Origin of the sequence: Paracoccus sp. 228, assembly GCF_000967825.1 — a bacterium.
GTDB lineage: Bacteria > Pseudomonadota > Alphaproteobacteria > Rhodobacterales > Rhodobacteraceae > Paracoccus > Paracoccus marcusii.
The window spans coordinates 418002-444749 of record NZ_JYGY01000002.1 but is presented as its reverse complement, the minus strand read 5'-3'; the positions used below and the strand labels follow the sequence as shown (position 1 = coordinate 444749).

The window sequence follows — 26748 nt, the reverse complement described above, 5'->3', positions numbered from 1 at the left end:
GATGTCGCCCCGCCGGGACACTTATCCACAAGATGCGCGGCGTCGCCACTGGCGCGACCGGGGGCCGCACGCTACTCTGGCGGCATGATCCGCAGCCTTGCCATCATCCTGACGTTCCAGCTGGTCGGAGAGATCACCTCGCGCGGCCTGGGCCTGCCCCTGCCCGGCCCGGTGGTCGGACTGATCGCGATGGTCGCGGCCTTCATCCTGCGCCCCGACCTGGCGCAGGCGATCCGCCCCACGGCGACGGGACTCTTGTCGCATCTGTCGCTGTTTTTCGTGCCTGCGGGCGTCGGCATCGTGGCCCACTGGGATCTGCTGCGCGAACAGGGGCTGGGGTTGGCCGCCGCCCTGACGGGATCGACGGTGCTGGCCATCGCCGCAGGGGCCTGGGCCTTCACCGCGGTGGCCCGCCTGACCGGATCCGAGGAACGCGCCGCCCTGAGGGACCAGGGGCGTGAGTGATCCGGTCCTGATCTGGTCCTATCTGGCGCAGGGGCCGCTGTTGTGGCTGACCGCCACGCTGGTCGCGTACCTCGCGGGCGACGCAGTGTCGCGCAGGCTGGGCCGCGCTAGCTGGGCCAACCCCGTGCTGATCGCGGTGATCCTGCTGGCGGTGCTGCTGGGGATGACGGGGACCGACTACGCCACCTATTTCGACGGCGCGCAGTTCGTGCATTTCATGCTGGGGCCGGCCACCGTGGCGCTGGCGCTGCCTCTTTATGACAACCTGCCCCGCGTGCGGCGCGCGGCGTGGCCGATGCTGGCAGGGTTGCTGGCCGGATCGGGCGTCGCGGTCGTCTCGGCCCTGCTGATCGCCCGCGCCTTCGGGATCGAGGGATCGGTTCTGGCCTCGCTTGCACCGAAATCCACCACCGCGCCGGTGGCCATTGGCATCGCCGAACAGCTGGGCGGTCAGCCCACGCTGACCGCGGCGCTGGTTCTGCTGACGGGCATCTTCGGCGCGATCGTGGTCACGCCTCTGCTGAACGCGATGAAGATCCGCGACTGGCGCGCGCGCGGATTTGCGGTGGGCGTCGCCGCGCATGGCATCGGAACGGCCCGGGCGTTCCAGGTAAACGCCACGGCGGGCGCGTTTTCGGGCATCGGCATGGGCCTGAACGCGGTGCTGACGGCGATCATCGCCCCGCTGGCCCTGCGTCTGTTCGGCGGCTAGGCGCTTTCGGGTATTTGGACAAAGAAGAAATCAGTCTCCTTTGTCCAAATACCCCCTTTGCCAGCACATACGGGCGGTCAGGCCGATTTGGGACGAAAGGCCTGGATCCGTGCAGGATCGGTCTCGATGCGCGCCGCACCCATCAGGTCCAGGCAATAGGGGACAGCGGCAAAGACCGCATCCAGGCAGGTGGCGATGGCCGAAGGCTTGCCGGGGATGGTGATGATCAGGCTACGCCCGCGGATCGCCGCGGTCTGGCGCGACAGGATGGCGGTCGGTACCTCGCGCAGCGAGGCGCGGCGCATCTCCTCTCCGAAGCCGGGCAGTTCCTTGTCCATCACGTCGGCCACGGCCTCGGGCGTCAGGTCGCGCGGTGCGGGGCCGGTGCCGCCGGTCACCAGGATGAGGTCCGCGCCCCCGTCGGCCAGATCGCGCAGGGTGCTGGCGACGCTGTCGCGGCCGTCGGGGATGATGTGGCGTTCGATGGCCATGGGCGAGGTGACGACACCCCGCAGCCAGGCCTCGGCGCCGGGGCCGCCCTTGTCCTCGTACTCGCCTCGCGACGCGCGGTCGCTGACGGTCACGATGGCGATGCGGGCGGCCCCGTCCGTCATTTCGCCACGCGGGCGTTGCGGTTCGCGATCAGCTTCAGGCGCAGCGCGTTCAGGCGGATGAAGCCCGCCGCGTCCTTCTGGTCATAGGCACCCGCGTCGTCCTCGAAGGTCACATGCGCCTCGCTGTAGAGCGAGTGATCCGACCAGCGGCCCACGCAGGTCGCCAGACCCTTGTAGAGCTTCAGCCGCACCGTGCCCGTCACATGCTCCTGCGACTTGTCGATCAGGGCCTGCAGCATCTCGCGCTCGGGGCTGAACCAGAAGCCGTTATAGATCAGCTCGGCATAGCGCGGCATGATCGAATCCTTTAGGTGGCCCGCACCGCTGTCCAAGGTGATCTGCTCGATCCCGCGATGGGCCTCCAAGAGGACCGTGCCGCCCGGCGTCTCATAGATGCCGCGCGACTTCATGCCGACAAAGCGGTTCTCGACGAAATCCAGACGGCCGATGCCGTGTCGGCCGCCCAGTTCGTTCAGCTTGGTCAGGATCGTGGCGGGCGACATGGCCTCGCCATTGATCGCCACCGCATCGCCCTTCTCGAAGGCCACCTCGATGAACTCGGGCTGATCGGGCGCGTCCTCGGGGTTCACGGTGCGCTGATAGACGTAATCGGGCGCGGCCTCGGCCGGGTTCTCCAGCGCCTTGCCCTCGCTGGAGGTGTGCAGCAGGTTCGCGTCCACGCTGAAGGGCGCCTCGCCGCGCTTGTCCTTGGCGATGGGGATCTGGTTCTTCTCGGCGAACTCGATCAGCTTGGTGCGGCTGGTCAGGTCCCATTCCCGCCAGGGCGCGATCACCTTGATCGACGGGTCCAGCGCATAGGCCGACAGCTCGAACCGGACCTGATCGTTGCCCTTGCCCGTCGCGCCATGCGCCACCGCATCCGCGCCCGATTCCTGCGCGATCCGCACCAGATGCTGAGAGATCAGCGGCCGCGCGATCGACGTGCCCAGCAGATACAGCCCCTCGTACAGCGCATTGGCCCGGAACATCGGGAAGACGAAGTCGCGCACGAATTCCTCGCGCACGTCGACGATGTGGATGTTCTCAGCCGCGATGCCCAGCATCAGCGCCTTTTCGCGCGCGGGCTCCAGCTCCTCGCCCTGGCCCAGATCGGCGGTGAAGGTCACCACCTCGCAGCCGTATTCGGTCTGCAGCCATTTCAGGATAATCGAGGTATCAAGCCCCCCCGAATAGGCGAGGACAACTTTTTTCGGCGCGTCGGACATGCGGTTAACCCTTCGTCGAAGTTTCAGCGGGAATACGGCGATTTGCGCGTTGTCACAAGGGTTCGGCGGCGATTAGGGTCTGGGCCATTTCAAACGAATGATTTGATGCTGGCCTTTCGCCTTCTCCGCCATTCCATTCTGCAGCTGACCGGCAATCTGGGCGCGGCGCTGACGCTGTCGGTTCTGCCGCTGTTGCTGGCCGCCCTCGGCATCGGCATCGGGATGGCCGCGCACCAGGCCCTAGCGGTCGGCGATCCGCCCGGGATCATTGTCGCAGTGGTGGCAGTGGCGATCGTCGCGACCTTCGTGCTGGCCTTCGTCAGCCTGGCTGCATCCTGGCATCGTCACGTCCTCCTGGGGGAACGCCCGCAGGTCTTTCGCAGCTTCGGAGGTTCCGAGGCGCGCTATTTCTGGGCGGCGGTCAGGATGAGCCTCGGCATCATGCTGATCGTCTTCATGCCCATGATCCTCATCGTGGCGCTGACCTCGGCGTTGAACGGCAGCATCTACGTCACCATGCTGGCCAGCCTGATCATCGGGATCGCGGTGGCCATCATCGGCCTGCGCCTTGGAACAGGGCTGGCCGGGGCGGCCATCGGCGCCGCAAAGCCGCTGACGACCGGCTGGAAGGGGACGGAATCCTGTCTGGGCACCCTGCTCCTTCTGGCCGTGTTCAGCCAGATCCTGCAGACCATTCTGAACCTTGCGTCGCAGATCCCCGGTCTGGTGGGGCTGGTGGCCACGCTTCTGGCTGCCTGGCTGGGCACCCTGCTGTCGCTGTCGATCATCACCACGCTCTGGGGGCATTTCGTCGAGGGTCGCGCGCTGCGCTGACCCTTGCCAACAGGCCCGTTTCGCGGCATGGGCGGGGCATGGAAAACTTTGTCGCCGCCGTCCGTCTGGCCGAGGCCGCGCTTCGCGACCTGTTCGAGCCTACGCCCCTGCAACGCAACGACCATCTGTCGGCGAAATACGGCGCCGACATCTGGCTCAAGCGCGAGGACCTGACCCCCGTGCGCAGCTACAAGCTGCGCGGGGCGTTCAACGCAATGCGCAAGCAGGTCACGCCCGGCGCGCCCGGGCATTTCGTCTGCGCCAGTGCGGGGAACCATGCCCAGGGCGTGGCCTATGCCTGCCGCCATTTCGGCGCGCGCGGCACGATCTTCATGCCGATCACCACGCCGGGACAGAAGATCGACAAGACCCGCATGTTCGGCGGAGACGCGATCGAGATCGTGCTGAAGGGCGACTATTTCGACCAGACCCTGGCCGCGGCCCAGGCCTTCTGCGCCGAACAGGGCGCGCAGTTCCTGTCGCCCTTCGACGCCCCCGACGTGATCGAGGGGCAGGCCACCGTCGGTATGGAGATGCTGGCGCAGCTTGGCCGCGCGCCCGACCTGGTCGTGCTGCCCGTGGGTGGGGGCGGCCTGTCAGCGGGCGTCACCAAGCTGCTGGCGACCCAGGCGCCCGACACCCGTTTTGCCTTTGCCGAACCCCTGGGCGGCGCCAGCCTCAAGGCCGCACTGCAGGAGGGGGCGCCCGTGGCCCTGCCGGCGGTGGACAGCTTCGTCGACGGTGCCGCGGTCGCGCGCATCGGGGCCCTGCCCTTCGAGGCGCTGCAGCGCTTTACCCCCGCCGACGTCTATCTGGCCCCCGAGGACCGCATCTGCCGCACCATGCTGGAGATGCTGAACACCGAAGGCGTGGTGCTGGAACCCGCGGGCGCGCTGGCGTTGGACGTGCTGGGTGATCTGGGCGACTTGTCCGGCAAGACCGTCGTCGCGGTCTGTTCGGGCGGCAATTTCGATTTTGAGCGCCTGCCCGAGGTCAAGGAGCGGGCCCAGCGGTTCCAGGGGGTGAAGAAGTATTTCGTGCTGCGCATGCCGCAGCGCCCCGGCGCGCTGCGCGATTTCCTGGACCTGCTGGGACCGAACGACGACATCGCGCGGTTCGAATACCTCAAGAAATCCGCCCGCAACTTCGGTTCGGTGCTGATCGGGATCGAGACGTCGGACCCGGCCAACCTGATCACGCTGATGGCGCGGCTGGACCGGTCAGGCTTTGCCTATCGCGACATCACGAACGACGGCATCCTGTCGGAACTGCTGGTCTGATCACGACGCGCGGGCGGCGGCCTGGCCGCCCTGGTCGCCGTCCATCACATGCGGCAGATCGCGCAGGAACAGCTGCTTTGTATGGCCGAAGCTGGCGCGCAGCGCCGCGGGGGCCAGGGCCGTCTGGTCGCCGCGGGCCAGCTGCTGTTCGGCGCGCAGGCACTGGGCGCAGAACTCGGTGAAGCCGATGTTCAGCGCCAGGCCGCGCAGCAGGTGCAGGTCCTCGGCCAGGTGCAGGGTACGGCTGTCCAGCGCGAACAGATGCGCCTCGATCTCGACCAGGATCATGTCGATGATGGGCAAAAGCTCCTCGGGGCCAAGCTCGTCGCGCAGCTCGATCACGCGGTTCCAATCGATCATTCCCCAAACCCTTCGAATCGCTGACATGCCCTTGTCTAGCGCGGCCGCGTTGCGAAAAGTTTAACCGCGGGAAACGGGGCGGTTTACCCGAAATTTACGACCGGCACGCTATGCATGGTCCCATGACAGCCGCGAATCGCCCCTCTCCCCTCTCCGACACGGCACCGCCCAAGCAGAAGCGGCTGGTGCTGCTGGTCGATGACAGCGCCGCGCAACGCCGGCTGCTGGCGCGGCTGCTGAAACGCGGCGGCTATGACGTGATCGAGGCGGCCAACGGGGCCGAGGCGCTGCAGTTGTGCGAAAGGCTGGCTCCGGACCTTGTGCTGTCGGACTGGGTGATGCCCGAGATGACCGGCCTGCAGTTCTGCGCCGCGTTCCGCCAGTTGTCGCGCCCGAACTATGGCTACTTCGTGCTGCTGACATCGAATGCCGACGCCCATGCCATCACCGAGGGCTTGCAGGCCGGTGCCGACGATTTCCTGACCAAGCCCGTGGCACCCCAGGAACTGTTGGCGCGCCTTGCCGCCGGCGAGCGCATCCTGCGCATCGAGGAGGAGCTGCGCGCCAGCAACACCCAACTGCGCCAGGCCCTGTCGCAGCTGTCCGAGACCCAGGCCGCGATGGAACGCGACCTGCGCGAGGCGCGCAAGCTGCAGCAGGGGCTGGTGCGCGAACGCTCCGGGCGGTTCGGCCAGATCGAGATCAGCCTGCTGTTGCGCCCGGCGGGCCATATCGGCGGCGACCTGGTGGGGTTCTTTCCCATCGGCGACGACAGGCTTGGCCTCTATGCGCTGGACGTATCGGGGCATGGCGTGACCGCGGCACTGCTGACGGCGCAGCTGTCGGTGCACCTGTCGGGGTCGTCCGACCAGAACATCGCGCTGCGCGGCGCGCTCGGCGGGGCGGATGCGGGGGGGCCGGCGGCGCTGGCACATTTCTTCAACACGATGATGCTGGAGGAGATGAACACCGACACCTACTTCACCATGATCTATGCCGAGCTGAACCACATGACCGGGCATCTGCGCATGGTCCAGGCGGGGCACCCCCACCCCGCGCTGCAACGGGCCGACGGCACGGTGACGCATCTGGGCGCGGGCGGCATGCCGATCGGCGTCTTCGAAAGCCCGCTCTTCGACGAGATCGACATCACCCTTGGTCCCGGCGACCGTCTGCTGATCGCATCCGACGGCATCACCGAGGCCACGACCCCCAACGGCCGCCAGCTGGGCAATGACGGGCTTGAGGCGGTGATGCGCACCAACGCCTTTCTGAACGGCCACTCCTTCCTGGAATCGATGGCCTGGTCGGTGTCGGAATATTGCCGCGGCGAACGGCAGGACGACATGTCCGCGGTGCTGGTCGAGTTTCGTGGCACGGGCAAGGTCATCCGCCTGGACGACGGCTAGCGTCCCGCCAGCCACCCCGACAGCGCCGCACGCGACCCTGGATCGGCCAGCGCGTCCATCGCCTGCGCGGGCGTCATCCAATGCGCACTGTGTCCCGGTTCGGTCGGCGGCGACAGGCGGCTGATCGGCCGTGCCACCCAGATCTGACAGCGCTTTTCGGCGTGCATGTCGTAATCGGGCATGAAGCAGAACCGCCGATAGCTGCCCAGATAGCGCGGCGCGCCGATGGTCCAGCCGGTCTCCTCGGCCACCTCGCGGTGCAGGGCCGCCAGGGCATGCTCTCCGGGGTCGATGCCGCCGCCGGGCAGCTGGAATTCGGGTTCGGGCGCCTGCTGATGCGTCAGCAGGATGCGCCCGTCGCGCCACAGGATCGCATAGGCGCCGGGCCTGCGGCGATAGCGGGGTCCGGTCAGCGGCGGTTGTCCGAAACGCGGGATCATGGGGCACCTGTCTGATTGCCCGCCCGTGATAGCCCGGCCGGGGCGCGGCGGAAAGCGGCGTGCCCGGGCCCCCTTGGGATCGGCGGAAAATGCCTTATATTGGGCGCAACCGGGCGCGCAATGTCGGCGCCGACACCACCTCAAGGATCAATCATGAGCAAGATCAACCAGATCGCCTGGGACGACACCGTACTGCCCTTTCAACTTGACCGCAGCTCCATCCGGGGCCGCGTGGTACGTCTGGACGGGGTCTTGGACCATATCCTGTCGCGCCACGACTATCCGCCCGCCGTCAGCGCCATGGTCGCCGAGATCGCGCTGCTGACCGCGCTGATCGGCCCGACCGTCAAGCTGCGCTGGAAGCTGAGCCTGCAGGTGCGCGGCAACGGCGCGATCCGCACGCTGGCCGCCGACTACTTCGCCCCCGAGGGCGATGGGAAGCCCGCCCGCATCCGGGCCTGGGCCAGTTTCGACCCCGATCGCCTGGATGCCCGCGCCCCCTTCGAGCAGATCGGCGAGGGCTATTTCGCCATCCTGATCGACCAGGGACCGGGCAGCACCCCCTATCAGGGCATCACGCCGCTGACGGGCGGGTCGCTGTCGGCCTGCGCGCAGACCTATTTCGCGCAATCCGAACAGCTGCCGACGCGGTTCCAGCTGGCATCGGGCCAGTCGCGCCTGTCCGGTCAGGACGCGCAGTGGCGCGCCGGCGGCATGATGCTGCAGACTTTGCCCGGCAATCCGGCGCAGCCGACCGAGGGCGGCAGCGGCGAGGGCGGGCTGATCGAGGCGGCCGACATCTTGCAGGGCGCGGAGTCCGAGGATTGGAGCCGGGCCAACATCCTGCTGGACACGGTCGAGACTCTGGAGCTGATAGGCCCCACCGTCGGCCCGACCGACCTGCTGCTGCGCCTGTTCCACGAGGAGACGCCGCGGGTCTTTGACGCGCACCGCGTGGAGTTCGGCTGTTCCTGCGACGCCGACCGGGTGCGGGGCACGCTGTCGATCTATTCGGCCAAGGACATCGGGCACATGACCACCCCGGAGGGGACCGTGACCGCCGATTGCCAGTTCTGCGGCGCGCATTACGTCTTCGACCCGCAAAGCCTGGGCTTCGAGGCGACGGTGGATGCCGACGGCAACCCCCTGCCCGACAGCGACAGCGACAAGGCGGCCGAGTGACGGAGTGGTCCGAATCCCGCCTGCGCGACGCCCTGCGTCGCGCGGCGGACCCCAGCTCTGACTATGACCTGAACCCCGAAGCACCCCCGCCGGACGCGCCCCTGCGCCCGGCGGGGGTGCTGGCGGCGTTTCGCGCCGATGACGGGCGCCTGGTCCTGACCAAGCGCGCGTCGGGGCTGCGCCACCACCCCGGCCAGATCGCCCTGCCCGGCGGCAAGGTCGATCCGGGCGACGCCGATGCCGTCGCCGCCGCCCTGCGCGAGGCGCGCGAGGAGATCGGCCTGGACCCCGCCCAGGTGCGCGTGCTGGGCTGCCTGCCGCCGCACCGCACCGTCACAGGCTTTTCCGTGACCCCGGTTTTGGCCGTGATCGACGGCCCCTTCGCCCCCGTCCCCGAGGCCGGAGAGGTGCAGGAGGCGTTCGACCTGCCCTTTGCGCATGTCGCCGACCCCGCCCGCTATCGCGTCGAACGCCGGCGCTGGCGCGGCGGCTGGCGCAGCTATCACGCGGCGCCGTTCGGGCCCTATTACCTGTGGGGCGCGACCGCGCGCATCCTGCTGGGACTGGCGCGGCGCCTATGACCCAATTGCCCGCGCATGTGCTGGAGGATGCCGCCCTGATCCGGGTGCTGGACGCGCTGCAGGCAGAGGGCGATCACGCCTATCTGGTGGGCGGCGCGGTGCGCAATGCGCTGTTGGGCCAACCCATCGACGACATCGACATCGCGACCGACGCATTGCCCGACCGGGTGACCCGGCTGGCGCGGGCTGCCGGCCTGCGCGCGGTGCCCACGGGCATCGACCACGGCACCGTGACGTTGATCGCCGGCGGGCGCGGGTTCGAGGTTACGACCTTTCGCCGGGACGTCGCCACCGATGGTCGTCATGCCGTGGTCGCGTTCTCGACCGATCTGGCCCAGGACGCGGCGCGGCGCGATTTCACGATCAACGCGCTTTACGCAGGCCGCGACGGGGTGGTGATCGATCCGATGGGCGGCCTGCCCGATCTGGCCGCGCGTCGCCTGCGCTTTGTCGGCGACGCCCACGCGCGGATCACCGAGGATTACCTGCGCATTCTGCGCTTCTTCCGTTTCCTGGCCCGCTATGGGCAAAATGCCGACCCGGCCGCCGTCGCCGCCTGCGGCGCGCATCGCGACGGCCTGTCGCGCATCGCCCGCGAACGCATCGGGGCGGAACTCAAGAAACTGCTGGACGCGCCCGACCCCGGCCCGGCGGTCGCGCTGATGGACCGGACGGGGGTGCTGCATCAGTTGCTGCCCGGTGCCGATGCCGCGCGCCTGCAGGCGCTGCTGGACGCCGAACCCGCGCCCGGCGGCTGGCTGCGCCGTCTGGCGGCGCTTGGCCCGGTCCAGCCCGACCTGCGCCTGTCGCGCGCCGATCAGCGCGCGCTGGCGGCGCTTGACCGGGCGCGCGGCTGGTCACTGGACCGCGCGGCATGGCACCTGGGCGCGGATGCCGCAACCGACCATGCCGCCCTGATGGCCGCCGACGGCCACCCGCTGCCCCCCGACTGGCAGGCCCGCATCACGCGGGCGACCCGGTCCCCCCTGCCCGTGGCCGCCGCCGACCTGGCCCCGCTACAGGGGCCTGCCTTGGGACGGGCGCTGAAGGCCGCGGAGGAGGCGTGGATCGCGTCGGCCTTCACCCTGCCCGCCCCTGCCCTGATCGACGCGGCCCGCCTGGCCGGGAAGGACGACGAATGAGCCTGCACACCCGCTTCGGCCGCATGGTCGACGCCTTTCGCCCGGCCGAGGGCGCGCCGCCCGCCACACTGATGGCCTTCTTCCGCTGGTGCCTGTCGGGCGCCTGGCCGGGGCTGGGCTTTGCCGCCATCGCCTCCGCCCTGGGCGGGGTGGCGGATGTCGTCTCGGCGCTGCTGCTGGGGATGGTCGTCGATGCGGTCACGACCAGCGCGCCCGGCGTCTTCTGGGACCAGAACTGGGGCCTGGTCGCGCTGTTCGCGGGGTTCTTCCTGGTGGTGCGGCCGGCGATCTATGGCCTGTCCACGGCCAGCTCGAACGTGATCATCGGGCCGAACATCCTGCCGTTGGTGCTGTCGCGCCTGCACCGATGGACGATGGGACATGCGGTCACCTTCTTCGACAACGACTTTGCCGGGCGGCTGGCGCAAAAGCAGATGCAGACCGCGCGCGCGGTGACCGATGTCGCATCCGAAATGGTGAACGTCGTCGCATTCGCCCTGGCATCCGTGCTGGGATCGGCGGCCTTCCTGCTGGCCGTCGATGGCTGGGGCGCGGTGGCGCTGCTGGTCTGGCTGGCGGCCTATTTCGCGCTGATCCGGTTCTTCCTTCCGCGCATCCGTGCGAAATCGGGCGCACGCGCATCGGCGCGGGCCAATGTCACCGGACAGGTCGTCGACACCATCACCAACATCAAGACGGTCAAGCTGTTCGCCCATGCCGACCACGAGGATCAGGCCGCCCTGGGCGCGATGGCCGGGTTCCGCGAACGCGCGCTGGATTTCGGCGTCGTCTCTACCTGGTTCCGGCTGTCGCTGATGGTCGTGGCGGGGATCCTGCCGGTGATTTTGGTCGGCGGCGCGATCCTGCTATGGCGCGACGGCACCGCGACCGTGGGCGATGTCGCCGCCAGCGGTGCCATCGCCATGCGCCTGTCGCAGATGACCGGGTGGGTCAGCATGGCCCTGATGGGCATGTGGGGCAGCATCGGAGAGGTCGAGGACGGGATGAAGACCCTGTCCCCGCCCCATGCCCTGACCGACCGCCCCGGTGCCCGGACCCTGTCGCGCGTGCAGGGCCGGATCGAGTTCGACCATGTCGAATTCGCCTATGGCCGCGACGCGGGCGGCATCCGCGACCTGACCCTGACCATCCCGGCCGGAGAGAAGATCGGCATCGTCGGCGCGTCCGGCGCGGGCAAGACGACGCTGGTCGGTCTGCTGCTGCGGCTCTACGACGTTGAACGGGGCACCATCCGCATCGACGGCCACGACCTGCGCGATGTGACCCAGGAAAGCCTGCGCCGCCAGGTGGCGATGGTCACCCAGGACACCGCCATGTTCAACCGATCCGCCCGCGACAACATCCTGTACGGTCGCCCCGACGCGACGCAGGACGAGGTCGTGGCCGCCGCCAAGGCCGCCGAGGCACACGACTTTATCCTGACGCTGGAGGATTACGCGGGCCGCACCGGGTACGACGCCTATCTGGGCGAACGCGGCGTCAAGCTGTCGGGCGGCCAGCGCCAGCGCATCGCCCTGGCCCGCGCCTTCCTCAAGGACGCGCCGATCCTGGTCCTGGACGAGGCGACCAGTGCGCTGGACAGCGAGGTCGAGGCCCAGGTCCAGGATGCCCTGACCCGCGCCATGCGCGGCAAGACCGTGCTGGCCATCGCGCACCGACTGTCCACCATCGCCGAACTGGACCGCATCCTGGTGATCGAGGACGGGCGCATCGTCGAACAGGGCGGTCATGACGAGCTGTTGGCCCGCGACGGCCGCTATGCCCGCTACTGGAACCGCCAGTCGGGCGGATTCCTGGGCACCGAAGAGGCTGCCGAATGACCCAATGGACGATCGAGCGGCTTGGCCGCAAGGGCGACGGCGTGGCCCTGTCGGGCAACGCCCGCGCGCTGGCCCCCCTGGTCCTGCCTGGAGAGGTCGTCGAGGGCGAGGCCCTAGACGGCCGCATCGCCGCCCCGCGCATCGTCACCCCGTCCCCGGACCGCATCCGCCCCGTCTGCGGCCATTACCGCGCCTGCGGGGGCTGTTCGCTGATGCACGCGACCGACGCCTTCACCACCGCCTGGAAGACCCAGGTCGTGCAGACCGCGCTGGCGGCCCAGGGGATTGCGGCGCCTTTGCCGCAGGTCCACGTGTCGGCGCCAAACAGCCGCCGCAGGGCCGTGCTGTCGGGGCGGCGCACGAAGAAGGGCGCGACCGTGGGGTTTCATGGCCGCGCATCCGACGTGATCGTCGATCTGACCGAATGCCACGTGCTGCGCCCGCAGATCCTGGCCGCGCTGCCGCTGCTGCGCCGCATCGTCATTGCCGGGGCGTCGCGCGCGGCGGAACTGTCGCTGGTCGTCATCCATGGACCGGCCGGGCTGGACATCGCCGTGCGTGGCGGCAAGCCGATGGACCCTGCGCTGTTCCAGGCCCTGGCCGCCCTCGCGGATGAGGGCGATCTGGCGCGGCTGGACTGGGATGGCCAGGCCATCACCCGCCGCGCGCCCGCCCTGCCGATGGGGCGCGCGCATGTCGTCCCCCCGCCCGGTGCCTTCCTTCAGGCCACCGCCCAGGGCGAGGCCGCACTGCTGGCTGCGGTGCGCGACACCGTGGCGGGCGCGTCGAAGGTCGCCGATCTTTTCGCGGGCTGCGGGACCTTCACGCTGCCTTTGGCGGAACGGGCCTCTGTCCATGCGGTTGAGGGGCTGGCCGCACCCCTGTCCGCCCTTGATTCGGCGTGGCGGGCCACGCCGGGCCTGAACCGTGTCACGACCGAGGTCCGCGATCTGGCCCGCAGGCCGCTGATGCCCGATGAACTGGCCCCGTTTGACGCGATCGTGATCGACCCGCCCCGCGCCGGGGCCGAGGCGCAGATGCGTCAGATCGCCGCCGCTCGCGTCCCGGTGGTGGCGGCCGTGTCCTGCGACCCGGTCAGTTTTGCCAAGGATGCGCGGATTCTGGCCGATGCCGGCTATGGCATCGATCGGCTGTGGGTGGTCGACCAGTTCCGGTTTTCCCCGCATGTCGAACTGGTGGCGGCGTTAACGCACCGCTAGGCAGGCATGGTGTATCCGTGATATTCCGGGCCCATAAAAAATCAAAAACGCTTCAGAGGCAGTGATGATCAGAACCACCCGTCGGACGTTCACGATTTCGATGCTGGCCCTGCTGGCTGCCTGTGGAAAGCCGCAGCAACCCAGCAAGTTCCAGCGCTATTCCGGGCCGCCGATCACCCAGGTGCAGGTGAACAAGGGTCAGCGTCGCATGCACCTGTTCAGCGGCAGCACGCCGGTCCGGTCCTATGACATCAGCCTGGGCAACCAGCCGGTGGGGCACAAGCAGTTCTCGGGCGACGGCAAGACCCCCGAAGGCGTCTATTACATCGACCGCTTCAACCCGCGCAGCGCGTTCCACCTGTCGGTGGGCATCTCGTATCCGAACCCCAACGACCGCGCCTTCGCCGAGCAGTACGGCATGGATCCGGGCGGCGACATCTTTATCCACGGCCGCGGCCCTCAGGGCAACAACCTGTTCCCCCGCCAGCGCGACTGGACGGCCGGCTGCATCGCCGTCACCGACGAGGAAATCCAGGAAATCTATGCGATGCTGATGCCCGGCACGCCGGTCGTCATCTATCCCTGACCCCCGCGACCGATGCGGCCCCGCATGGGGGCCGCCCGAGGCCTAGCGTCCGGTCAGCAGCGTCCACCAGACCTTGCCCGACGGCTCCTTGAACCAGGCAAAGCCCAGTTGCGTCGCGGTCGGGTCCATGATCACGTCGCGGGTGTCGCGCGTGGACATCCATGCGGCCAGCGTCTCGATCTCGTTCTCGTAGGTCTCCGAGATATTCTCGCCGATGATCTCTCCGCCGAACCCCTGACGCTGCGCCCGGTCTAGGGGCGACGATCCGTCCGACCCCCAGTGCCAGGCCCGGTTCTGGGCCGACATGTCGCGCGAATGGACCAGCGACGCCGCCTCCAGCGCAGGGCTGGGCTGCAGCGGGGACAGGCCGATGTTGCCGCGCAGCGTGTTGATCTGCTGCAGCACGCGCCCCGCGATGGCCGCGTTGTCGTCGACCACCGGCGCCGCCGCCGCGGCCGGGTCCATGGGCATGGCCATCGGCGCAGGCGCCAGATTGCGCGGGCCGCACGCACCAAGCACGATCAGGCCCAGAATCGCAAGCGCGTTGATTTTCTTCATGTTCCGGCCACTCTCCTCGCGCACATGGCCTAGTCCTATCCAATGCCTCGCACCGGATCAAACCCAACTTGGCGTGAACGCGCCGACGCTCACCGCGGCTGCACCCAGCCGCCGATGTTCTCGCGCACCACCTCCAACATGACGCGGATATGGGCGGGGTCGTCGTTCAGGCAGGGGATGTACTGGAATTCGTGCCCCCCGGCCTCCTCGAAGGCCTCCTTGATCTCGCCGTTGATCTCCTCCAGCGTCTCGATGCAGTCCGACGAGAACGCCGGAGAGATCACCGCGATGTCGGTATGGCCCTGCTTGGCCAGTTCGGCCACATGCTCCACCGTATAGGGGCGCAGCCACTCCTCGCGGCCGAAGACCGACTGGAAGGTCGTGTCGATGATCCCCTCGGGCCAGCCCAACTCCTCGCGCAGCAGGCGCGACGTCTTCTGGCACTGGCAGTGATAGGGATCGCCCTGCATCAGATAGCGCTTGGGCATGCCGTGATAGCTGGCGACCAGCTTCTTGGGCACCTTGCCGTCCAGCGCGCGGCGCACGCTGTCGGCCAGCGCCTTGATGTAGTCGGGGCGGTTCACATAGGGCTCGACCGTGCGCACGGCGGGCTGCCAGGTCTCCTTCATCAGGACGCGGAACAGCTGGTCGTTGGCCGTGGCCGAGGTCGGCCCCGCATATTGCGGATAAAGCGGCAGGAACACGATCCGCCGACAGCCCGCATCGACCATCCGTCGCACCACGTCCCCGGTCGACGGATTGCCATAGCGCATGCAGAAATCGACCATCACCTGATCGCCCCATTCGTCATGCGCCATCTGCGCCAGCGCGCGGGTCTGGGCCTTGGTGATGGTCAGCAGCGGGCTTTCGTTCGCCTCGTGGTTCCAGATCAGCTTGTAGTTCTTGCCGGAACTGAACGGCCGCTTGGTCAGGATCACCCCCTGCAGCAGCGGCTGCCAGATCAGGCGGTTCACGTCGACGACGCGGCGGTCGGACAGGAACTCGTTCAGATAGCGGCGCATCGACCAGTAGTCATAGCCGTCCGGCGTGCCCAGATTGGCGATCAGGATGCCGGTCTTGGCGGGCTTGACCGCGGGATGGTCGGCAGGCGCGTGGGTGGGTCTCATCATGACTTCCTGAGTTTTGTCAGCGCATCGGCCAGCGAGGTGGTGGCCGATCCGGGGCGCAAGGGCTTTGGCTGGCTGTCCGAGGGCGCCCAGCCCGTCAGAAAGACCAGATCGAAGGTGACCGCGACACGGGACGGATCGTCGCGGTCGGGACTGTGGGCGGCCAGCAGATCGGCGGCGCGGGCCAGCACGGTGCGCGGGGTGGGCCGGCGCAGGCGCGCGGCCATCGCGTTGCCCTCGCCCATCGCACGCAGGTCGCGGCCCAGGTGGAACAGGTCGCGATAGCTGGCGCGCTGCGGCAGCAGGTCGGCCACCGGCAACGCCAGTCCCGCACGGGCCAGCAGGCCGCCCAGGTCGCGGATCTCTCCCATGGGCAGGATTCGGGGCGACAAACCACCGGTGATCTCGGCCTCGGCCTGGGCCAGGGCGGCGCGGGCTTCGGACAGGGTCTGGCCGCCGAACAGGACGCCGATGAACAGCCCGTCCTCGCGCAGGGCGCGGCGGCACTGCACCATCTGCCCGACCGGATCGTCCGCCCAATGCAGCGACAGGGCGTGGATCACCAGGTCATGCGCGCCGGGTTCCAGGTCCAGCACCGGGTCGTCCGCCACCACCCGCGCATCAGGAAAGCGCGGGCCCCAGATGTCGGGAAAACCGGTCACCAGGGCGGGGGCCGTAAAGGTTCTGTTAACCTCGGCCAGCCTATCGTGGATCTCGTCGGCGGCGATCTGGTGGAATAGGTCGACCATGCCGTCCCGTTGGGCGCGGCGGCGCTGGCGGGTCAGGGCGATGCGGTCGGTCAGGGCGGGTCTGGGGTCACTCATGGGACGGGAACATAAGGTGCTTTCGGGGGCGATGAAAGCCGCGCTGCGGCTGTTCTATCCCCCCCAATGCCTGTCCTGCGGCGCGGGCGTGGCCGACGGGGGCGCGGGGGCCGTGCATCTGTGCGCCGACTGCTGGCCCGAGGCTGCCTTCATCACCGGCGCCTGCTGCGATTGCTGCGGGGCGCCGCTGCCCGATGACGGGTCGGGCGTGGACACCGTGCTGGTCTGCGACGACTGCCTGGGCACGGTGCGGCCCTGGACGCGGGGGCGCGCGGCGATGGTCTATGGCGGCACCGCGCGCAGGCTGATCCTGGCGCTGAAGCATGGCGACCGGCTGGACCTGGCCCCGCCCATGGCCGCGTGGCTGGCGCGGGCGGCGGCACCATTGGCGATGCCCGGCATGATCGTGGCCCCGGTGCCCCTGCACCTGCGCCGCCTGGCAAAACGCAAGTACAACCAGTCCGCGCAGGTGTCGGGCCGGGTGGCGCGCGCCCTGGGGCTGGATCACCAGGCCGACCTGCTGGTGCGGGTGCGCCACACGCAGGCGCAGGACCATCGCGGCGTGGCCGACCGCTATGCCAACCAGCAGGACGCCCTGGCCGTGCATCCGCGTCGCGCGGCGGGCGTGGCGGGGCGGCCGGTGATCCTGGTCGACGACGTGATGGCGTCGGGGGCCACGATCCACGCAGCGGCACTGGCGCTGCTGGCGGCGGGATCGGGACCGGTTTCGGTGGCGGTGCTGGCACGCGCGGTCAAGGATCACTAGATAGGGGGCAGCCACCAAAAAGGACCGCCATGAGCATTGAGATCTATACCACCCGCACCTGCCCCTTCTGCATCCGCGCCAAGCAGCTTCTGGACCAGAAGGGCGCGTCCTATACGGAAATCGACGTCGGCGCCGACCCGGCGCTTCGCGACAAGATGACGAAGCGCGCGGGCAAGCGCAGCGTGCCGCAGATCTTCGTGGGCACCACGCATGTCGGCGGCTGCGACGACCTCTATGCGCTGGAGCGGTCGGGCAAGCTGGACCCGCTGCTCAAGGGCGCCGCCTGATGGGCGCGCTGACCGTCGGGCTGATCCAGCTGACGGTCGGCGACGACCCGGTCGCGAATCTTGGCCCCACGATCGCCCTGATCCGCAAGGCCGCGGGCCGGGGCGCGCGGCTGGTCCTGACGCCCGAGGCGACGAACCTGCTGTCCCCCGACCGCGCGCGTCAGGCCGCCCTGCTGCGCCCCGAGGATCAGGACGCGACCCTGGCCGCCCTGCGGGCCGAGGCGCGGGCGCTGGACATCTGGCTGCTGGTCGGATCGCTGGCCCTGGCCAGCGGCGACGCGGACGGGCGGTTTGCGAACCGCAGCCTGCTGATCGCCCCCGACGGGACGGTCGCGGCCCGCTATGACAAGCTGCACATGTTCGACGTGACCATCAGCGACACCGAAGCCTATCGCGAAAGCGCTGCCTATCGCCCCGGCGACCGGGCGGTCACGGCACCCGCGGCCGGGACGGTGCTGGGCATGACGGTCTGCTATGACCTGCGCTTTCCGCACCTGTACCGGTCGCTGGCGCAGGCGGGCGCGCGCATCCTGACGGTGCCGTCGGCCTTCAACCCCGTCACGGGGGTCGCCCATTGGGAGCCGCTGCTGCGCGCTCGCGCGATCGAGACCGGGTGCTTCGTGCTGGCGCCCGCGCAATGCGGCACCCACCCCGCGCCCCACAGCCCGGACCGCCCCGCCCGGCGCAGCCACGGCCATTCGCTGGTCGTCGACCCCTGGGGCCGGGTGCTGGCGGATGGCGGGGACGACCCCGGCATCACCATTGTATCCCTTGACCTTTCGGCGGTGGATGAGGCACGGTCTCGCATTCCCTCGCTGTATCACGACAGGCCCTTTGCGGCCCCGGAAGGCCATGACGACACCTGCGCCCAACCCTGACAAAGCCGCCGAGGCCCGGTCCACCGACCGATTGGCCGCAAGCCTGTTCGCCGAGGTGCTGATCGCCGACCAGCTGTCGCGCAACCTGATCGGCAAGGCGCTGCCCAAGGGGATGCAGATTTCGCATTTTTCGGTGCTGAATCTTTTGGCCCACGTGAACGAGGAACGCACCCCCGCCCAGCTGGCGGCGGCGTTTCACATCACGCGGGGCGCGATGACCAACACGCTGGCGCGGCTGGAATGGGCGGGCCATGTGCACATCCGCCCCGATTGGGACGATGCACGGCGCAAGTTCGTGTCGATCAGCACGGCGGGCCGGGCCGCGCGCGATCAGGCCATCGCGGGCTTCATGCCGCTGATCGCGGGCGTGGTGCGCGACATCGGCGCGGACCGGGTGCGCGGCGCCCTGCCCGTCCTGCGCGAGCTGCGCCTGCGGCTGGAGGCCGACCCGCCCAAGCCCTGAGGCCTCAGGCCCGACGCGCCGTCATGATGTAGTTCACCGCCAGGTCGCGATCCGACATCGACCAGCCGAAGGTGATCGGGTTGAACACCATCCCCTTGCGATCCGCGACCATCAGCCCCGCCGCCTGCGCATGGGCGGCCAATTCGTCCGGGGTGATGAAGCGCGCCCAGTCATGCGTACCGCGCGGCAGCCAGCGCATGATCCATTCCGCCCCGATGATCGCCGCGCCGAAGCTGCGCGCGGTCCGGTTCAGCGTCGACAGGATCAGCAGCCCGCCGGGGCGCAGCAGGTCGTGGCAGGTCGCGACGAAGGCCGCGGGGTCGGCGACATGTTCGACGATCTCCAGCGCCAGGACCGCGTCAAAGCGTTCGCCCGCCGCGACCAGCGCCTCGGCCGTGGTGGCGCGGTAATCGATCGCCAGCCCCTGCTGATCGGCATGGGTCTGGGCCACGGCGATGTTCACCTGGGTCGCATCCGCGCCCACCACATTTGCGCCCAAGCGCGCCATCGGTTCGCTGGCCAGCCCGCCGCCGCAGCCGATGTCCAGGACCCGCAGCCCCGCGAAGGGCCGCAGGCTGCGCCGGTCGCGCCCGTATTCGGCCGCGATCTGGTCGCGGATATAGTCCAGCCGCAGCGGATTCATCAGATGCAGGGGGCGGAACTTGCCGTTGGGGTCCCACCATTCGGCGGCCATCGCCTCGAATTTCGCGATCTCGGCCTGGTCGATGCTGCTGGGCGTGGTCATTGGGGGGCGGTCCTTCTGGCGGGCGGCGTTGTCTGTGCTTATAGTGGCAGGATGGACCGATTGGCAGGACAAATCTCCGCGTCACATGGCCGCCTTCACCCGGCGGTCGAACCCTTTGCCCGCCACGAGATCGACGTGGGCGACGGCCACATCCTGTACGCCGAGGAATGCGGCAACCCGCAGGGCCGGCCCGTTCTGGTGCTGCATGGCGGGCCGGGCGGTGGGTGCAGCCCCTATATGCGGCGCTTTTTCGACCCGGCGCATTACCGCGTGGTGCTGTTCGATCAGCGCGGCTGCGGGCGGTCGCGGCCCACCGCGTCGGTGCGGGCCAACACCACCGCGCATCTGATCGACGACATCGCCCTGATCCGCGCGCGCCTTGGCATCGACCGCTGGCTGCTGTTCGGCGGCAGCTGGGGGGCGACGCTGGCCCTGGCCTATGCGCAGGCGCATCCGGACCATGTCACCGGGCTGGTGCTGCGCGGGGTGTTCCTGGGGATGCGGTCCGAACTGGACTGGTTCTATGGCGGGGGCGCCGCGCGGTTCTTTCCCGACCTGTGGGAGCGCTTTCAGGAGCCGATCCCCCCATCCGAACGCCAGGACATGATCGGCGCCTATCACCGGCGGCTGTTCGACGACGACCTGGGCCGTCAGGCGCGATTCGCGCAGCCCTGGCTGATGTGGGAAAACGCGCTGGCGGGGCTGCAGTCGCAGGCCGCGGGCCATGCCCCCGCCGATTACGCCCGCGCCTTTGCCCGGCTGGAGAATCACTATTTCAGCAACGGCTGCTTCCTGGACGAGGGGCAGCTGCTGCGCGACCGCGGGCGGATCGAGCACCTGCCCGCGATCATCGTCCAGGGCCGCTATGACATGGTCTGCCCCCCCGTCAGCGCGCACCGGCTGGCCCAGGGGTGGGACCGGGCCGAACTGCGTCTGGTCCCGGCGTCGGGCCACGCCCTCTCCGAACCCCGCATCACCGCAGAGCTGGCCGCCGTCATGGACGGCATCCGCGACGAAGACCGCAGCCGGAGGGCGCCCCGTTGATCCTGTTCCCGGTCTTCCTGCTGGCCAGCGTCGCCGCCGCCGCGACCGGCGTCATCTTCAAGCCCGGCGCGTGGTATGACGGGCTGCGCAAGCCCGGCTTTACCCCGCCGAAGTGGGCCTTTCCCGTGGCCTGGACGATCATCTACCTGCTGTCGGCCACGGCGGCGACGCGGGTGGCGGGCCTGCCCGGCGCCGGGGCCGCGCTGGCCCTGTGGGCGGCGCAGATCGCACTGAACACGCTGTGGACGCCGGTCTTCTTTGGGGCGCGGCGGATGGCCCTGGGCATGGCGATCATCGCCACGCTGCTGGTGACGGTCGCGGCCATGACGGTAACTTTCTGGTCGCTGGACCGGACCGCGGGGGCGATGCTGCTGCCCTATCTGGCGTGGCTGTGCGTCGCGTCGGGACTGAACTGGCGCATCTGGCGCGACAACCCCGCCGTGCCGCGACCCGCCGCCTAAGATCGCTTGCATTCGCACCCGTCTCCGGCTATAGGACCGATCAACAGCGGTGCAGGCGTCCAAACCCTGCCCACCGGAACTTCCGCATGGGGCCCGCTGACGGCCCCTTTTTCCTGTCCAAGAGGATCTGATGTCCGACGATCTGCCCGTCACGAACGACCTGATCGCCAAGACCGCGATCGACCGCCGCCTGGCCGAGATCATCACCCCGGTGATCGAGGATCTGGGATACGAGCTGGTGCGCGTCCGCCTGCAGGGCGGCAAGACCGCCACGCTGCAGATCATGGCCGACCGCCCCGAGGGCGGCATCAACGTGGACGACTGCGCCCAGATCTCGACCGCGGTCAGCGCCACGCTGGATGTCGAGGACCCGATCGAGGACAACTATCACCTCGAGGTGTCCAGCCCCGGCATCGACCGTCCCCTGACCCGCCTGAAGGACTTTGGGACATTCGAGGGCTATGAGGCGCGGCTGGACCTGAACCAGGCGATCGACGGGCGCAAGAAGTTCAAGGGCGTCCTGGCGGGCGTCGAGGGCACCGAGGTGCTGATCAACATCGAGGACAAGGGCCAGACCCACACGATCGGGCTGGACTTCGACCTGCTGTCGGACGCCAAGCTGGTCCTGACGGACGAGCTGATCAAGGAAATGCTGCGTCAGAAGAAGGAAGCCGGGGTCGAGATCGACAACCTGGACGAAACCGCCTTCGACGAGATCGAAACCGATGATGACGGCGCGACCGCCGTGCAACCCAAGGAGTGAGTGATGGCCATCACCTCTGCCAACCAGCTTGAACTGCTGCAGACGGCCGAAGCCGTCGCCCGCGAGAAGATGATCGAGCCCGAGCTGGTCATCGAAGCGATGGAAGACAGCCTGGCCCGCGCCGCCAAGTCCCGCTACGGCGCGGAGATGGACATCCGCGTCAAGATCGACCGCCGCACCGGCAACGCGACCTTCACGCGCGTGCGCACGGTCGTGGCCGACGATGCCGTCGAGAACTATCAGGCCGAACTGACGGTCGAGCAGGCCAAGCCCTATCTGGACAACCCCCAGATCGGCGACGAGATCATCGACCAGGTCCCCCCGGTCGAACTGGGCCGCATCGCCGCGCAATCCGCCAAGCAGGTGATCCTGCAGCGCGTCCGCGAGGCCGAGCGCGACCGCCAGTACGAGGAATTCAAGGATCGCGCCGGCAGCATCATCAACGGTGTCGTCAAGCGCGAGGAATACGGCAACATCATCGTCGACGTCGGCCGCGGAGAGGCGATCCTGCGCCGCAACGAGAAGATCGGCCGCGAAAGCTATCGTCCGAACGACCGCATCCGCGCCTATATCAAGGACGTGCGCCGCGAGACGCGCGGGCCGCAGATCTTCCTGTCGCGCACCGACCCGCAGTTCATGGCCGAACTGTTCAAGATGGAAGTCCCCGAGATCTATGACGGCGTGATCGAGATCAAGGCCGTCGCCCGCGACCCCGGTTCGCGCGCCAAGATCGCCGTGATCAGCCATGACGGCAGCATCGACCCGGTCGGCGCCTGCGTCGGCATGCGCGGCAGCCGCGTGCAGGCCGTCGTCGGTGAACTGCAGGGCGAAAAGATCGACATCATCCCGTGGAACGAGGACCAGGCGACCTTCCTGGTCAACGCGCTGCAGCCCGCCGAGGTCAGCAAGGTCGTCTTCGACGAGGAGGCCAACAAGATCGAGGTCGTCGTTCCCGACGAGCAGCTGTCGCTGGCCATCGGCCGTCGCGGCCAGAACGTGCGCCTGGCCAGCCAGCTGACCGGCCTGGACATCGACATCCTGACCGACGAGGAGGAATCCAAGCGTCGTCAGGCAGAGTTCAACACCCGCACCGCGCTGTTCATGGAACAGCTGGACCTGGACGAGTTCTTCGCCCAGCTGCTGGTGGCCGAAGGGTTCACCAACCTTGAGGAGGTCGCCTATGTCGACCAGGACGAGCTGCTGACGATCGACGGGGTCGACGAGGGCACCGCAGCCGAGCTGCAAGCCCGCGCCCGCGACGTGCTGGAGGCCAAGAACAAGGCCGCCCTGGATGCCGCGCGCGCCTTGGGCGCCGAGGACAGCCTCATTGAATTCGAGGGTCTGACACCCCAGATGGTAGAGGCGCTGGCCAAGGACGACGTCAAGACGCTGGAAGATTTCGCGACCTGCGCCGACTGGGAGCTGGCCGGTGGCTGGACCACCGTCAACGGCGCCCGCGTCAAGGACGAAGGCCTGCTGGAACCCTATGGCGTGACGCTGGAAGATGCGCAGACCATGGTCATGACCGCGCGCGTGATGCTGGGCTGGGTCGATCCGACCGAGCTGGACGACACGGATGCGGAAGACGACCTGCAGGACGATGACGACAACGAGGAGGCCGGGGCCTGATCGCCCCGGATCGGAGCACAGATTGAGCCGTGGTGGACATGACAAGGACCGGGACGACGACCCGGAACGCCGGTGCATCGCCACCGGCGAGGTGCAACCCAAGCGGGGCCTGATCCGTTTCGTGATCGGTCCCGACGGGCAGGTCGTGCCCGACCTGGCGGAAAAGCTGCCCGGTCGCGGCATCTGGGTCGCCGCCGACAAGGCGGCCCTGAACAAGGCGGTGACCAAGGGGTTGTTCTCTCGTGCCGCCAAGGCTCCGGTCCAGGCGGCCCCCGACCTGGCCGACCTGGTCGAGGCGGGCATCGCCCGCCGGCTGGTCGAACTGGTGTCGCTGACGCGGAAATCGGGCCGCGCGGTGGCGGGGTTCGAAAAGGTCAAGGGCTGGCTGGCCGAAGGTCGCGCCAAGGTGCTGCTTCAGGCCAGCGACGGGTCGGACCGCGGCAAGGGCAAGCTGTGGACGCCCACCGGCGGACGCTGGTTCGGCTGCCTGACCGCATCAGAATTGGGTTTGTCCTTTGGGCGCAGTCATGTCATACACGGCGCGCTTGCGAAGGGTGGCCTGACGGACAAGGTGATCTTGGAAGCCGGCAGACTAACGGGTCTGCGCGGGCATGACGACGGCAATACGGCTGTCGGGAAGGAATGAAGACGCAGATGAGCGACAAAGACGGAAAAACCCCCTTGGGCCTTGGTGGCGGTAATCGCCCCGGCGCAGTCAAGCAAAGCTTCAGCCACGGTCGCACCAAAAGCGTCGTCGTCGAAACCAAGCGCAAGCGCGTCGTGGTGCCCAAGGCAGCCGCGCCGATGACGGATGCGCAGAAAGAAAAGAACCCGCTGACCGCCCGCGTGGCCGGCGACAGCTCCAAGCGCCCCGCAGGCATCTCCGATGCCGAGATGGAGCGCCGCCTGAAGGCCCTTGCCGCCGCCAAGGCACGCGAGGCCGATGACGCCGCCAAGCGCCTGGCCGACGAGAAGGCCCGCGAGGAGGAGCGCGAGCGCCGCCGCGCCGAGATCGAGGCCAAGGCCCGCGAGGAGCGCGAGCGCGAGGAGGCCCTCAAGGCCAAGGCCCTGGCCGAGGCCCAGGCCGCGCAGGATGCCGCCGACGAGGCCCGCCGCAAGGCCGAGCCGCGCCAGGAGCGTCCCAAGCCTTCGGCCGGTGCGACCAAGCCCACCGCCCCCGATCAGGCCGCGATCGAGGCTGCCGCCTCGCGCGCCGAGACCAAGGGCGTCACGACCGGCGTGGCCCGCAAGACCGACCGCGTCGAGCGCACGGACCGCGACAAGACCGCCAAGGCCAAGACAACCGACGACAACCGTCGCGGCGGCAAGCTGTCGCTGAACCAGGCGCTGAACGGCGAAGGCGGCCGCCAGCGCAGCATGGCCGCGATGAAGCGCAAGCAGGAACGCACCCGCCAGAAGGCGATGGGCCAATCCGCCCGTCCCGAAAAGCAGTTCCGCGAAGTGCGCCTGCCCGAGACCATCGTGGTCCAGGAGCTGGCCAACCGCATGACCGAACGCGCCGCCGACGTGGTCAAGGCGCTGATGAAGATGGGCATGATGGTTACCGCCAACCAGCCCATCGACGCCGACACCGCCGAGCTGGTGATTGAGGAATTCGGCCACAAGGTCCTGCGCGTCAGCGACAGCGATGTGGAGCAGGTCATCGCCCCCACGGTCGATCGTGACGAGGACATGCAGCCTCGCCCGCCGATCATCACGATCATGGGCCATGTCGACCACGGCAAGACCTCGCTTCTGGACGCGATCCGCAAGGCCTCCGTCGTTTCGGGCGAAGCCGGCGGCATCACGCAGCATATCGGCGCCTATCAGGTGACGACCGACAGTGGCGCCGTCCTGTCCTTCCTGGACACGCCGGGCCACGCGGCCTTTACCTCGATGCGTGCCCGTGGCGCGAACGTGACGGATATCGTGGTGCTGGTGGTCGCGGCGGATGACGCCGTGATGCCCCAGACCGTCGAGGCGATCAACCACGCCAAGGCCGCCAACGTGCCAATGATCGTGGCGATCAACAAGATCGACAAGCACGAGGCTGACCCGCAGAAGGTCCGTACCGACCTGCTGCAGCACGAGGTGGTCGTCGAGGCCATGTCGGGCGACGTGCAGGATGTCGAGGTCTCGGCCAAGACCGGCCTGGGCCTGGACAACCTGCTGGAGGCCATCGCGCTTCAGGCCGAACTGCTGGAGCTGCGCGCCAACCCGAACCGTGCCGCACAGGGCGCGGTCATCGAGGCGCAGCTGGATGTCGGACGCGGCCCTGTCGCCACCGTCCTGGTCCAGCACGGCACCCTGCGCCGCGGCGACATCTTCGTCGTGGGCGAGCAGTGGGGCAAGGTCCGCGCCCTGATCAACGACAAGGGCGACCGCGTCGAGGAAGCCGGCCCGTCCGTCCCGGTCGAGGTTCTGGGTCTGAACGGTACCCCCGAGGCCGGAGACGTGCTGAACGTGGTCGAGACCGAAGCGCAGGCCCGCGAGATCGCCGAGTTCCGCGCCCAGCAGACCAAGGACAAACGCGCCGCAGCCGGTGCCGCGACCACGCTGGAGCAGATGATGGCCAAGGCCAAGGCGGACGTGAACGTGTCCGAACTGGCTGTCGTCCTCAAGGCCGACGTGCAGGGTTCGGCCGAGGCCATCGTGCAGGCCCTGGAAAAGGTCGGCAACGACGAGGTCCGCGTGCGCGTGCTGCATTACGGCGTGGGTGCGATCACCGAATCCGACATCGGCCTGGCCGAGGCGTCGGGCGCTCCGGTCATCGGCTTCAACGTCCGGGCCAACGCTCCGGCACGCAACGCCGCGAACCAGAAGGGTGTCGAGATCCGCTACTACTCGATCATCTACAACCTGCTGGACGACATCAAGGCCGCCGCTTCGGGCATGCTGTCCAACGAGATTCGCGAGAACTTCATCGGTTACGCGACCATCAAGGAAGTGTTCCGCGTCACGGGCGTCGGCAACGTCGCCGGCTGTCTGGTGACCGAGGGCGTGGCCCGTCGTTCGGCCGGCGTGCGCCTGCTGCGCGACAACGTGGTGATCCACGAAGGCACGCTGAAGACGCTCAAGCGCTTCAAGGACGAGGTCAAGGAAGTGCAGTCCGGTCAGGAATGCGGCATGGCCTTCGAGAACTATGACGACATCCGTCCCGGCGATGTCATCGAGATCTTCGAACGCGAAGAGGTCGAACGCTCGCTGTAAGCGACCGTCTGCGACATGCGAAAGCCGGGCGATACGATCGCCCGGCTTTTTGCGTTCCAGGGTCCGGCACGATGGAACGGAAAAGGGGGTGACCCTTTCGG

At 68.6% G+C, this 26748-nt stretch carries 28 protein-coding genes and 2 pseudogenes; 22 read left to right on the top strand and 8 right to left on the bottom strand.

Features of this window, described 5'->3' with window-relative positions; translation table 11 throughout:
* Positions 1-84 precede the first annotated feature (84 nt).
* Both SY26_RS07465 and SY26_RS07460 read left to right on the top strand, forming a co-directional pair.
* Complete coding sequence (locus SY26_RS07465; RefSeq protein WP_045999976.1) at positions 85-465, top strand: CidA/LrgA family protein; 381 nt, start codon at positions 85-87, stop codon at positions 463-465.
* A complete protein-coding gene (locus SY26_RS07460) occupies positions 458-1177 on the top strand; it encodes an LrgB family protein (RefSeq protein WP_045999975.1) in 720 nt (239 codons plus the stop codon). The genes SY26_RS07465 and SY26_RS07460 overlap by 8 nt, the downstream gene beginning before the upstream one ends.
* A 77-nt stretch (positions 1178-1254) precedes the next feature.
* Here SY26_RS07460 and mog read toward each other — a convergent pair whose 3' ends face one another.
* Together mog and SY26_RS07450 are read right to left on the bottom strand one after the other, a co-directional pair.
* Positions 1255-1791 (bottom strand): molybdopterin adenylyltransferase, encoded by a 537-nt coding sequence (gene mog, locus SY26_RS07455; protein WP_045999974.1) that lies wholly within the window; start codon positions 1789-1791, stop codon positions 1255-1257.
* Positions 1788-3017 carry an argininosuccinate synthase gene (locus SY26_RS07450; protein WP_045999973.1) on the bottom strand — a complete coding sequence of 410 codons (1230 nt, stop codon included), beginning with the start codon at positions 3015-3017 and terminating at the stop codon, positions 1788-1790. The genes mog and SY26_RS07450 overlap by 4 nt, the downstream gene beginning before the upstream one ends.
* 105 nt (positions 3018-3122) lie before the next feature.
* Between SY26_RS07450 and SY26_RS07445 the strand changes: the two genes are divergently transcribed.
* On the top strand, positions 3123-3851 hold the full coding sequence (locus SY26_RS07445; protein ID WP_045999972.1) for a hypothetical protein: 729 nt from the start codon (positions 3123-3125) through the stop codon (positions 3849-3851).
* A 38-nt stretch (positions 3852-3889) separates the two neighbouring features.
* Entirely contained in the window at positions 3890-5131 is a 1242-nt protein-coding gene (ilvA, locus tag SY26_RS07440; RefSeq protein WP_045983339.1) for a threonine ammonia-lyase IlvA, read from the top strand.
* Here ilvA and SY26_RS07435 read toward each other — a convergent pair whose 3' ends face one another.
* A complete protein-coding gene (locus tag SY26_RS07435) occupies positions 5132-5491 on the bottom strand; it encodes a hypothetical protein (protein WP_045999971.1) in 360 nt (119 codons plus the stop codon). It lies immediately after the preceding gene.
* Positions 5492-5613: 122 nt separating this feature from the next.
* Between SY26_RS07435 and SY26_RS07430 the strand changes: the two genes are divergently transcribed.
* Positions 5614-6900, top strand: a complete 1287-nt coding sequence (locus SY26_RS07430) for a PP2C family protein-serine/threonine phosphatase (protein WP_045999970.1) — start codon at positions 5614-5616, stop codon at positions 6898-6900.
* On the opposite strand, the gene SY26_RS07425 is transcribed toward SY26_RS07430, so the two are convergent.
* Positions 6897-7340: an NUDIX domain-containing protein gene (locus tag SY26_RS07425; protein WP_045999969.1), complete on the bottom strand. Its 444-nt coding sequence runs from the start codon at positions 7338-7340 to the stop codon at positions 6897-6899. The genes SY26_RS07430 and SY26_RS07425 overlap by 4 nt on opposite strands.
* A 153-nt stretch (positions 7341-7493) precedes the next feature.
* Here SY26_RS07425 and SY26_RS07420 point away from each other — a divergent pair, with 153 nt between their 5' ends.
* The 6 genes from SY26_RS07420 to SY26_RS07395 all read left to right on the top strand — a co-directional run bounded on the left by SY26_RS07420 (position 7494) and on the right by SY26_RS07395 (position 13892).
* On the top strand, positions 7494-8522 hold the full coding sequence (locus SY26_RS07420) for an Hsp33 family molecular chaperone HslO (protein WP_045999968.1): 1029 nt from the start codon (positions 7494-7496) through the stop codon (positions 8520-8522).
* Positions 8519-9103, top strand: a complete 585-nt coding sequence (locus SY26_RS07415) for a CoA pyrophosphatase (RefSeq protein ID WP_198143122.1) — start codon at positions 8519-8521, stop codon at positions 9101-9103. The genes SY26_RS07420 and SY26_RS07415 overlap by 4 nt, the downstream gene beginning before the upstream one ends.
* A complete protein-coding gene (locus SY26_RS07410; RefSeq protein ID WP_052715188.1) occupies positions 9100-10245 on the top strand; it encodes a CCA tRNA nucleotidyltransferase in 1146 nt (381 codons plus the stop codon). Before SY26_RS07415 ends, SY26_RS07410 begins: the two co-directional genes overlap by 4 nt.
* Positions 10242-12086 (top strand): ABC transporter ATP-binding protein, encoded by a 1845-nt coding sequence (locus SY26_RS07405; RefSeq protein ID WP_045999967.1) that lies wholly within the window; start codon positions 10242-10244, stop codon positions 12084-12086. The genes SY26_RS07410 and SY26_RS07405 overlap by 4 nt, the downstream gene beginning before the upstream one ends.
* Positions 12083-13306: a class I SAM-dependent RNA methyltransferase gene (locus SY26_RS07400; protein WP_045999966.1), complete on the top strand. Its 1224-nt coding sequence runs from the start codon at positions 12083-12085 to the stop codon at positions 13304-13306. The genes SY26_RS07405 and SY26_RS07400 overlap by 4 nt, the downstream gene beginning before the upstream one ends.
* 64 nt (positions 13307-13370) lie before the next feature.
* Positions 13371-13892, top strand: coding sequence for a murein L,D-transpeptidase family protein (locus SY26_RS07395; protein ID WP_045981359.1), 522 nt, complete (start codon positions 13371-13373; stop codon positions 13890-13892).
* Between the two features lie 42 nt (positions 13893-13934).
* Here the strand turns inward: SY26_RS07395 and SY26_RS07390 are convergent, their stop codons facing one another.
* The 3 genes from SY26_RS07390 to SY26_RS07380 form a co-directional block, all read right to left on the bottom strand.
* Complete coding sequence (locus SY26_RS07390; protein WP_045999965.1) at positions 13935-14450, bottom strand: CAP domain-containing protein; 516 nt, start codon at positions 14448-14450, stop codon at positions 13935-13937.
* A gap of 89 nt (positions 14451-14539) precedes the next feature.
* Entirely contained in the window at positions 14540-15580 is a 1041-nt protein-coding gene (gene hemH / locus SY26_RS07385; RefSeq protein WP_045999964.1) for a ferrochelatase, read from the bottom strand.
* The gene (locus SY26_RS07380) at positions 15577-16401 is read right to left on the bottom strand and encodes an SAM-dependent methyltransferase (RefSeq protein WP_045999963.1); all 825 of its coding nucleotides are present in this window, start codon (positions 16399-16401) and stop codon (positions 15577-15579) included. The genes hemH and SY26_RS07380 overlap by 4 nt, the downstream gene beginning before the upstream one ends.
* Positions 16402-16432: 31 nt before the next feature.
* Here SY26_RS07380 and SY26_RS07375 point away from each other — a divergent pair, with 31 nt between their 5' ends.
* From SY26_RS07375 to SY26_RS07360, 4 genes are read left to right on the top strand one after another with little or no spacing between them, the layout of a single operon-like run.
* A complete protein-coding gene (locus SY26_RS07375; protein ID WP_045999962.1) occupies positions 16433-17167 on the top strand; it encodes a ComF family protein in 735 nt (244 codons plus the stop codon).
* Positions 17168-17196: 29 nt separating this feature from the next.
* Positions 17197-17454: a glutaredoxin 3 gene (gene grxC / locus SY26_RS07370; RefSeq protein ID WP_045981364.1), complete on the top strand. Its 258-nt coding sequence runs from the start codon at positions 17197-17199 to the stop codon at positions 17452-17454.
* An 8-nt stretch (positions 17455-17462) separates the two neighbouring features.
* Positions 17463-18332, top strand: coding sequence for a carbon-nitrogen hydrolase family protein (locus SY26_RS07365; RefSeq protein WP_139599322.1), 870 nt, complete (start codon positions 17463-17465; stop codon positions 18330-18332).
* Entirely contained in the window at positions 18307-18795 is a 489-nt protein-coding gene (locus SY26_RS07360) for a MarR family winged helix-turn-helix transcriptional regulator (RefSeq protein WP_045981366.1), read from the top strand. The genes SY26_RS07365 and SY26_RS07360 overlap by 26 nt, the downstream gene beginning before the upstream one ends.
* Positions 18796-18799: 4 nt before the next feature.
* On the opposite strand, the gene ubiG is transcribed toward SY26_RS07360, so the two are convergent.
* On the bottom strand, positions 18800-19540 hold the full coding sequence (gene ubiG / locus SY26_RS07355; RefSeq protein ID WP_045999960.1) for a bifunctional 2-polyprenyl-6-hydroxyphenol methylase/3-demethylubiquinol 3-O-methyltransferase UbiG: 741 nt from the start codon (positions 19538-19540) through the stop codon (positions 18800-18802).
* A 51-nt stretch (positions 19541-19591) separates the two neighbouring features.
* On the opposite strand from ubiG, the gene pip reads away from it, so the two are divergent.
* From pip to infB, 7 genes and pseudogenes are all read left to right on the top strand, one after another.
* Positions 19592-20584: a prolyl aminopeptidase gene (gene pip, locus SY26_RS07350; RefSeq protein ID WP_045999959.1), complete on the top strand. Its 993-nt coding sequence runs from the start codon at positions 19592-19594 to the stop codon at positions 20582-20584.
* Positions 20581-21045 carry a TspO/MBR family protein gene (locus tag SY26_RS07345; RefSeq protein WP_369799408.1) on the top strand — a complete coding sequence of 155 codons (465 nt, stop codon included), beginning with the start codon at positions 20581-20583 and terminating at the stop codon, positions 21043-21045. Before pip ends, SY26_RS07345 begins: the two co-directional genes overlap by 4 nt.
* 130 nt (positions 21046-21175) lie before the next feature.
* Positions 21176-21808: a ribosome maturation factor RimP gene (gene rimP / locus SY26_RS07340; protein ID WP_045999958.1), complete on the top strand. Its 633-nt coding sequence runs from the start codon at positions 21176-21178 to the stop codon at positions 21806-21808.
* Between the two features lie 3 nt (positions 21809-21811).
* On the top strand, positions 21812-23437 hold the full coding sequence (gene nusA, locus SY26_RS07335; protein ID WP_045981735.1) for a transcription termination factor NusA: 1626 nt from the start codon (positions 21812-21814) through the stop codon (positions 23435-23437).
* Positions 23438-23459: 22 nt separating this feature from the next.
* Complete coding sequence (locus SY26_RS07330) at positions 23460-24083, top strand: RNA-binding protein (protein WP_045981736.1); 624 nt, start codon at positions 23460-23462, stop codon at positions 24081-24083.
* Between the two features lie 8 nt (positions 24084-24091).
* Positions 24092-24563, top strand: a pseudogene (locus SY26_RS22165) (translation initiation factor IF-2 associated domain-containing protein); the annotation flags it as partial.
* 140 nt (positions 24564-24703) lie between these two features.
* Positions 24704-26647 (top strand): annotated as a pseudogene (infB, locus tag SY26_RS07325) (translation initiation factor IF-2); the annotation flags it as partial.
* Positions 26648-26748 lie beyond the last annotated feature (101 nt).

Bases quoted from the DNA above. Each gene is read 5' to 3' on its own strand.
- SY26_RS07405 (WP_045999967.1), top strand. From the start codon at position 10,242: ATGAGCCTGCACACCCGCTTCGGCCGCATGGTCGACGCCTTTCGCCCG.
- SY26_RS07430 (WP_045999970.1), top strand. From the start codon at position 5,614: ATGACAGCCGCGAATCGCCCCTCTCCCCTCTCCGACACGGCACCGCCC.
- SY26_RS07435 (WP_045999971.1), bottom strand. From the start codon at position 5,491: ATGATCGATTGGAACCGCGTGATCGAGCTGCGCGACGAGCTTGGCCCC.
- SY26_RS07400 (WP_045999966.1), top strand. From the start codon at position 12,083: ATGACCCAATGGACGATCGAGCGGCTTGGCCGCAAGGGCGACGGCGTG.
- SY26_RS07445 (WP_045999972.1), top strand. From the start codon at position 3,123: ATGCTGGCCTTTCGCCTTCTCCGCCATTCCATTCTGCAGCTGACCGGC.
- rimP (WP_045999958.1), top strand. From the start codon at position 21,176: ATGTCCGACGATCTGCCCGTCACGAACGACCTGATCGCCAAGACCGCG.
- mog (WP_045999974.1), bottom strand. From the start codon at position 1,791: ATGACGGACGGGGCCGCCCGCATCGCCATCGTGACCGTCAGCGACCGC.
- grxC (WP_045981364.1), top strand. From the start codon at position 17,197: ATGAGCATTGAGATCTATACCACCCGCACCTGCCCCTTCTGCATCCGC.
- hemH (WP_045999964.1), bottom strand. From the start codon at position 15,580: ATGATGAGACCCACCCACGCGCCTGCCGACCATCCCGCGGTCAAGCCC.
- pip (WP_045999959.1), top strand. From the start codon at position 19,592: ATGGACCGATTGGCAGGACAAATCTCCGCGTCACATGGCCGCCTTCAC.
- ubiG (WP_045999960.1), bottom strand. From the start codon at position 19,540: ATGACCACGCCCAGCAGCATCGACCAGGCCGAGATCGCGAAATTCGAG.
- SY26_RS07410 (WP_052715188.1), top strand. From the start codon at position 9,100: ATGACCCAATTGCCCGCGCATGTGCTGGAGGATGCCGCCCTGATCCGG.
- SY26_RS07465 (WP_045999976.1), top strand. From the start codon at position 85: ATGATCCGCAGCCTTGCCATCATCCTGACGTTCCAGCTGGTCGGAGAG.
- SY26_RS07425 (WP_045999969.1), bottom strand. From the start codon at position 7,340: ATGATCCCGCGTTTCGGACAACCGCCGCTGACCGGACCCCGCTATCGC.
- SY26_RS07380 (WP_045999963.1), bottom strand. From the start codon at position 16,401: ATGAGTGACCCCAGACCCGCCCTGACCGACCGCATCGCCCTGACCCGC.
- SY26_RS07375 (WP_045999962.1), top strand. From the start codon at position 16,433: ATGAAAGCCGCGCTGCGGCTGTTCTATCCCCCCCAATGCCTGTCCTGC.
- SY26_RS07390 (WP_045999965.1), bottom strand. From the start codon at position 14,450: ATGAAGAAAATCAACGCGCTTGCGATTCTGGGCCTGATCGTGCTTGGT.
- SY26_RS07420 (WP_045999968.1), top strand. From the start codon at position 7,494: ATGAGCAAGATCAACCAGATCGCCTGGGACGACACCGTACTGCCCTTT.
- SY26_RS07395 (WP_045981359.1), top strand. From the start codon at position 13,371: ATGATCAGAACCACCCGTCGGACGTTCACGATTTCGATGCTGGCCCTG.
- ilvA (WP_045983339.1), top strand. From the start codon at position 3,890: ATGGAAAACTTTGTCGCCGCCGTCCGTCTGGCCGAGGCCGCGCTTCGC.
- SY26_RS07360 (WP_045981366.1), top strand. From the start codon at position 18,307: ATGACGACACCTGCGCCCAACCCTGACAAAGCCGCCGAGGCCCGGTCC.
- nusA (WP_045981735.1), top strand. From the start codon at position 21,812: ATGGCCATCACCTCTGCCAACCAGCTTGAACTGCTGCAGACGGCCGAA.
- SY26_RS07450 (WP_045999973.1), bottom strand. From the start codon at position 3,017: ATGTCCGACGCGCCGAAAAAAGTTGTCCTCGCCTATTCGGGGGGGCTT.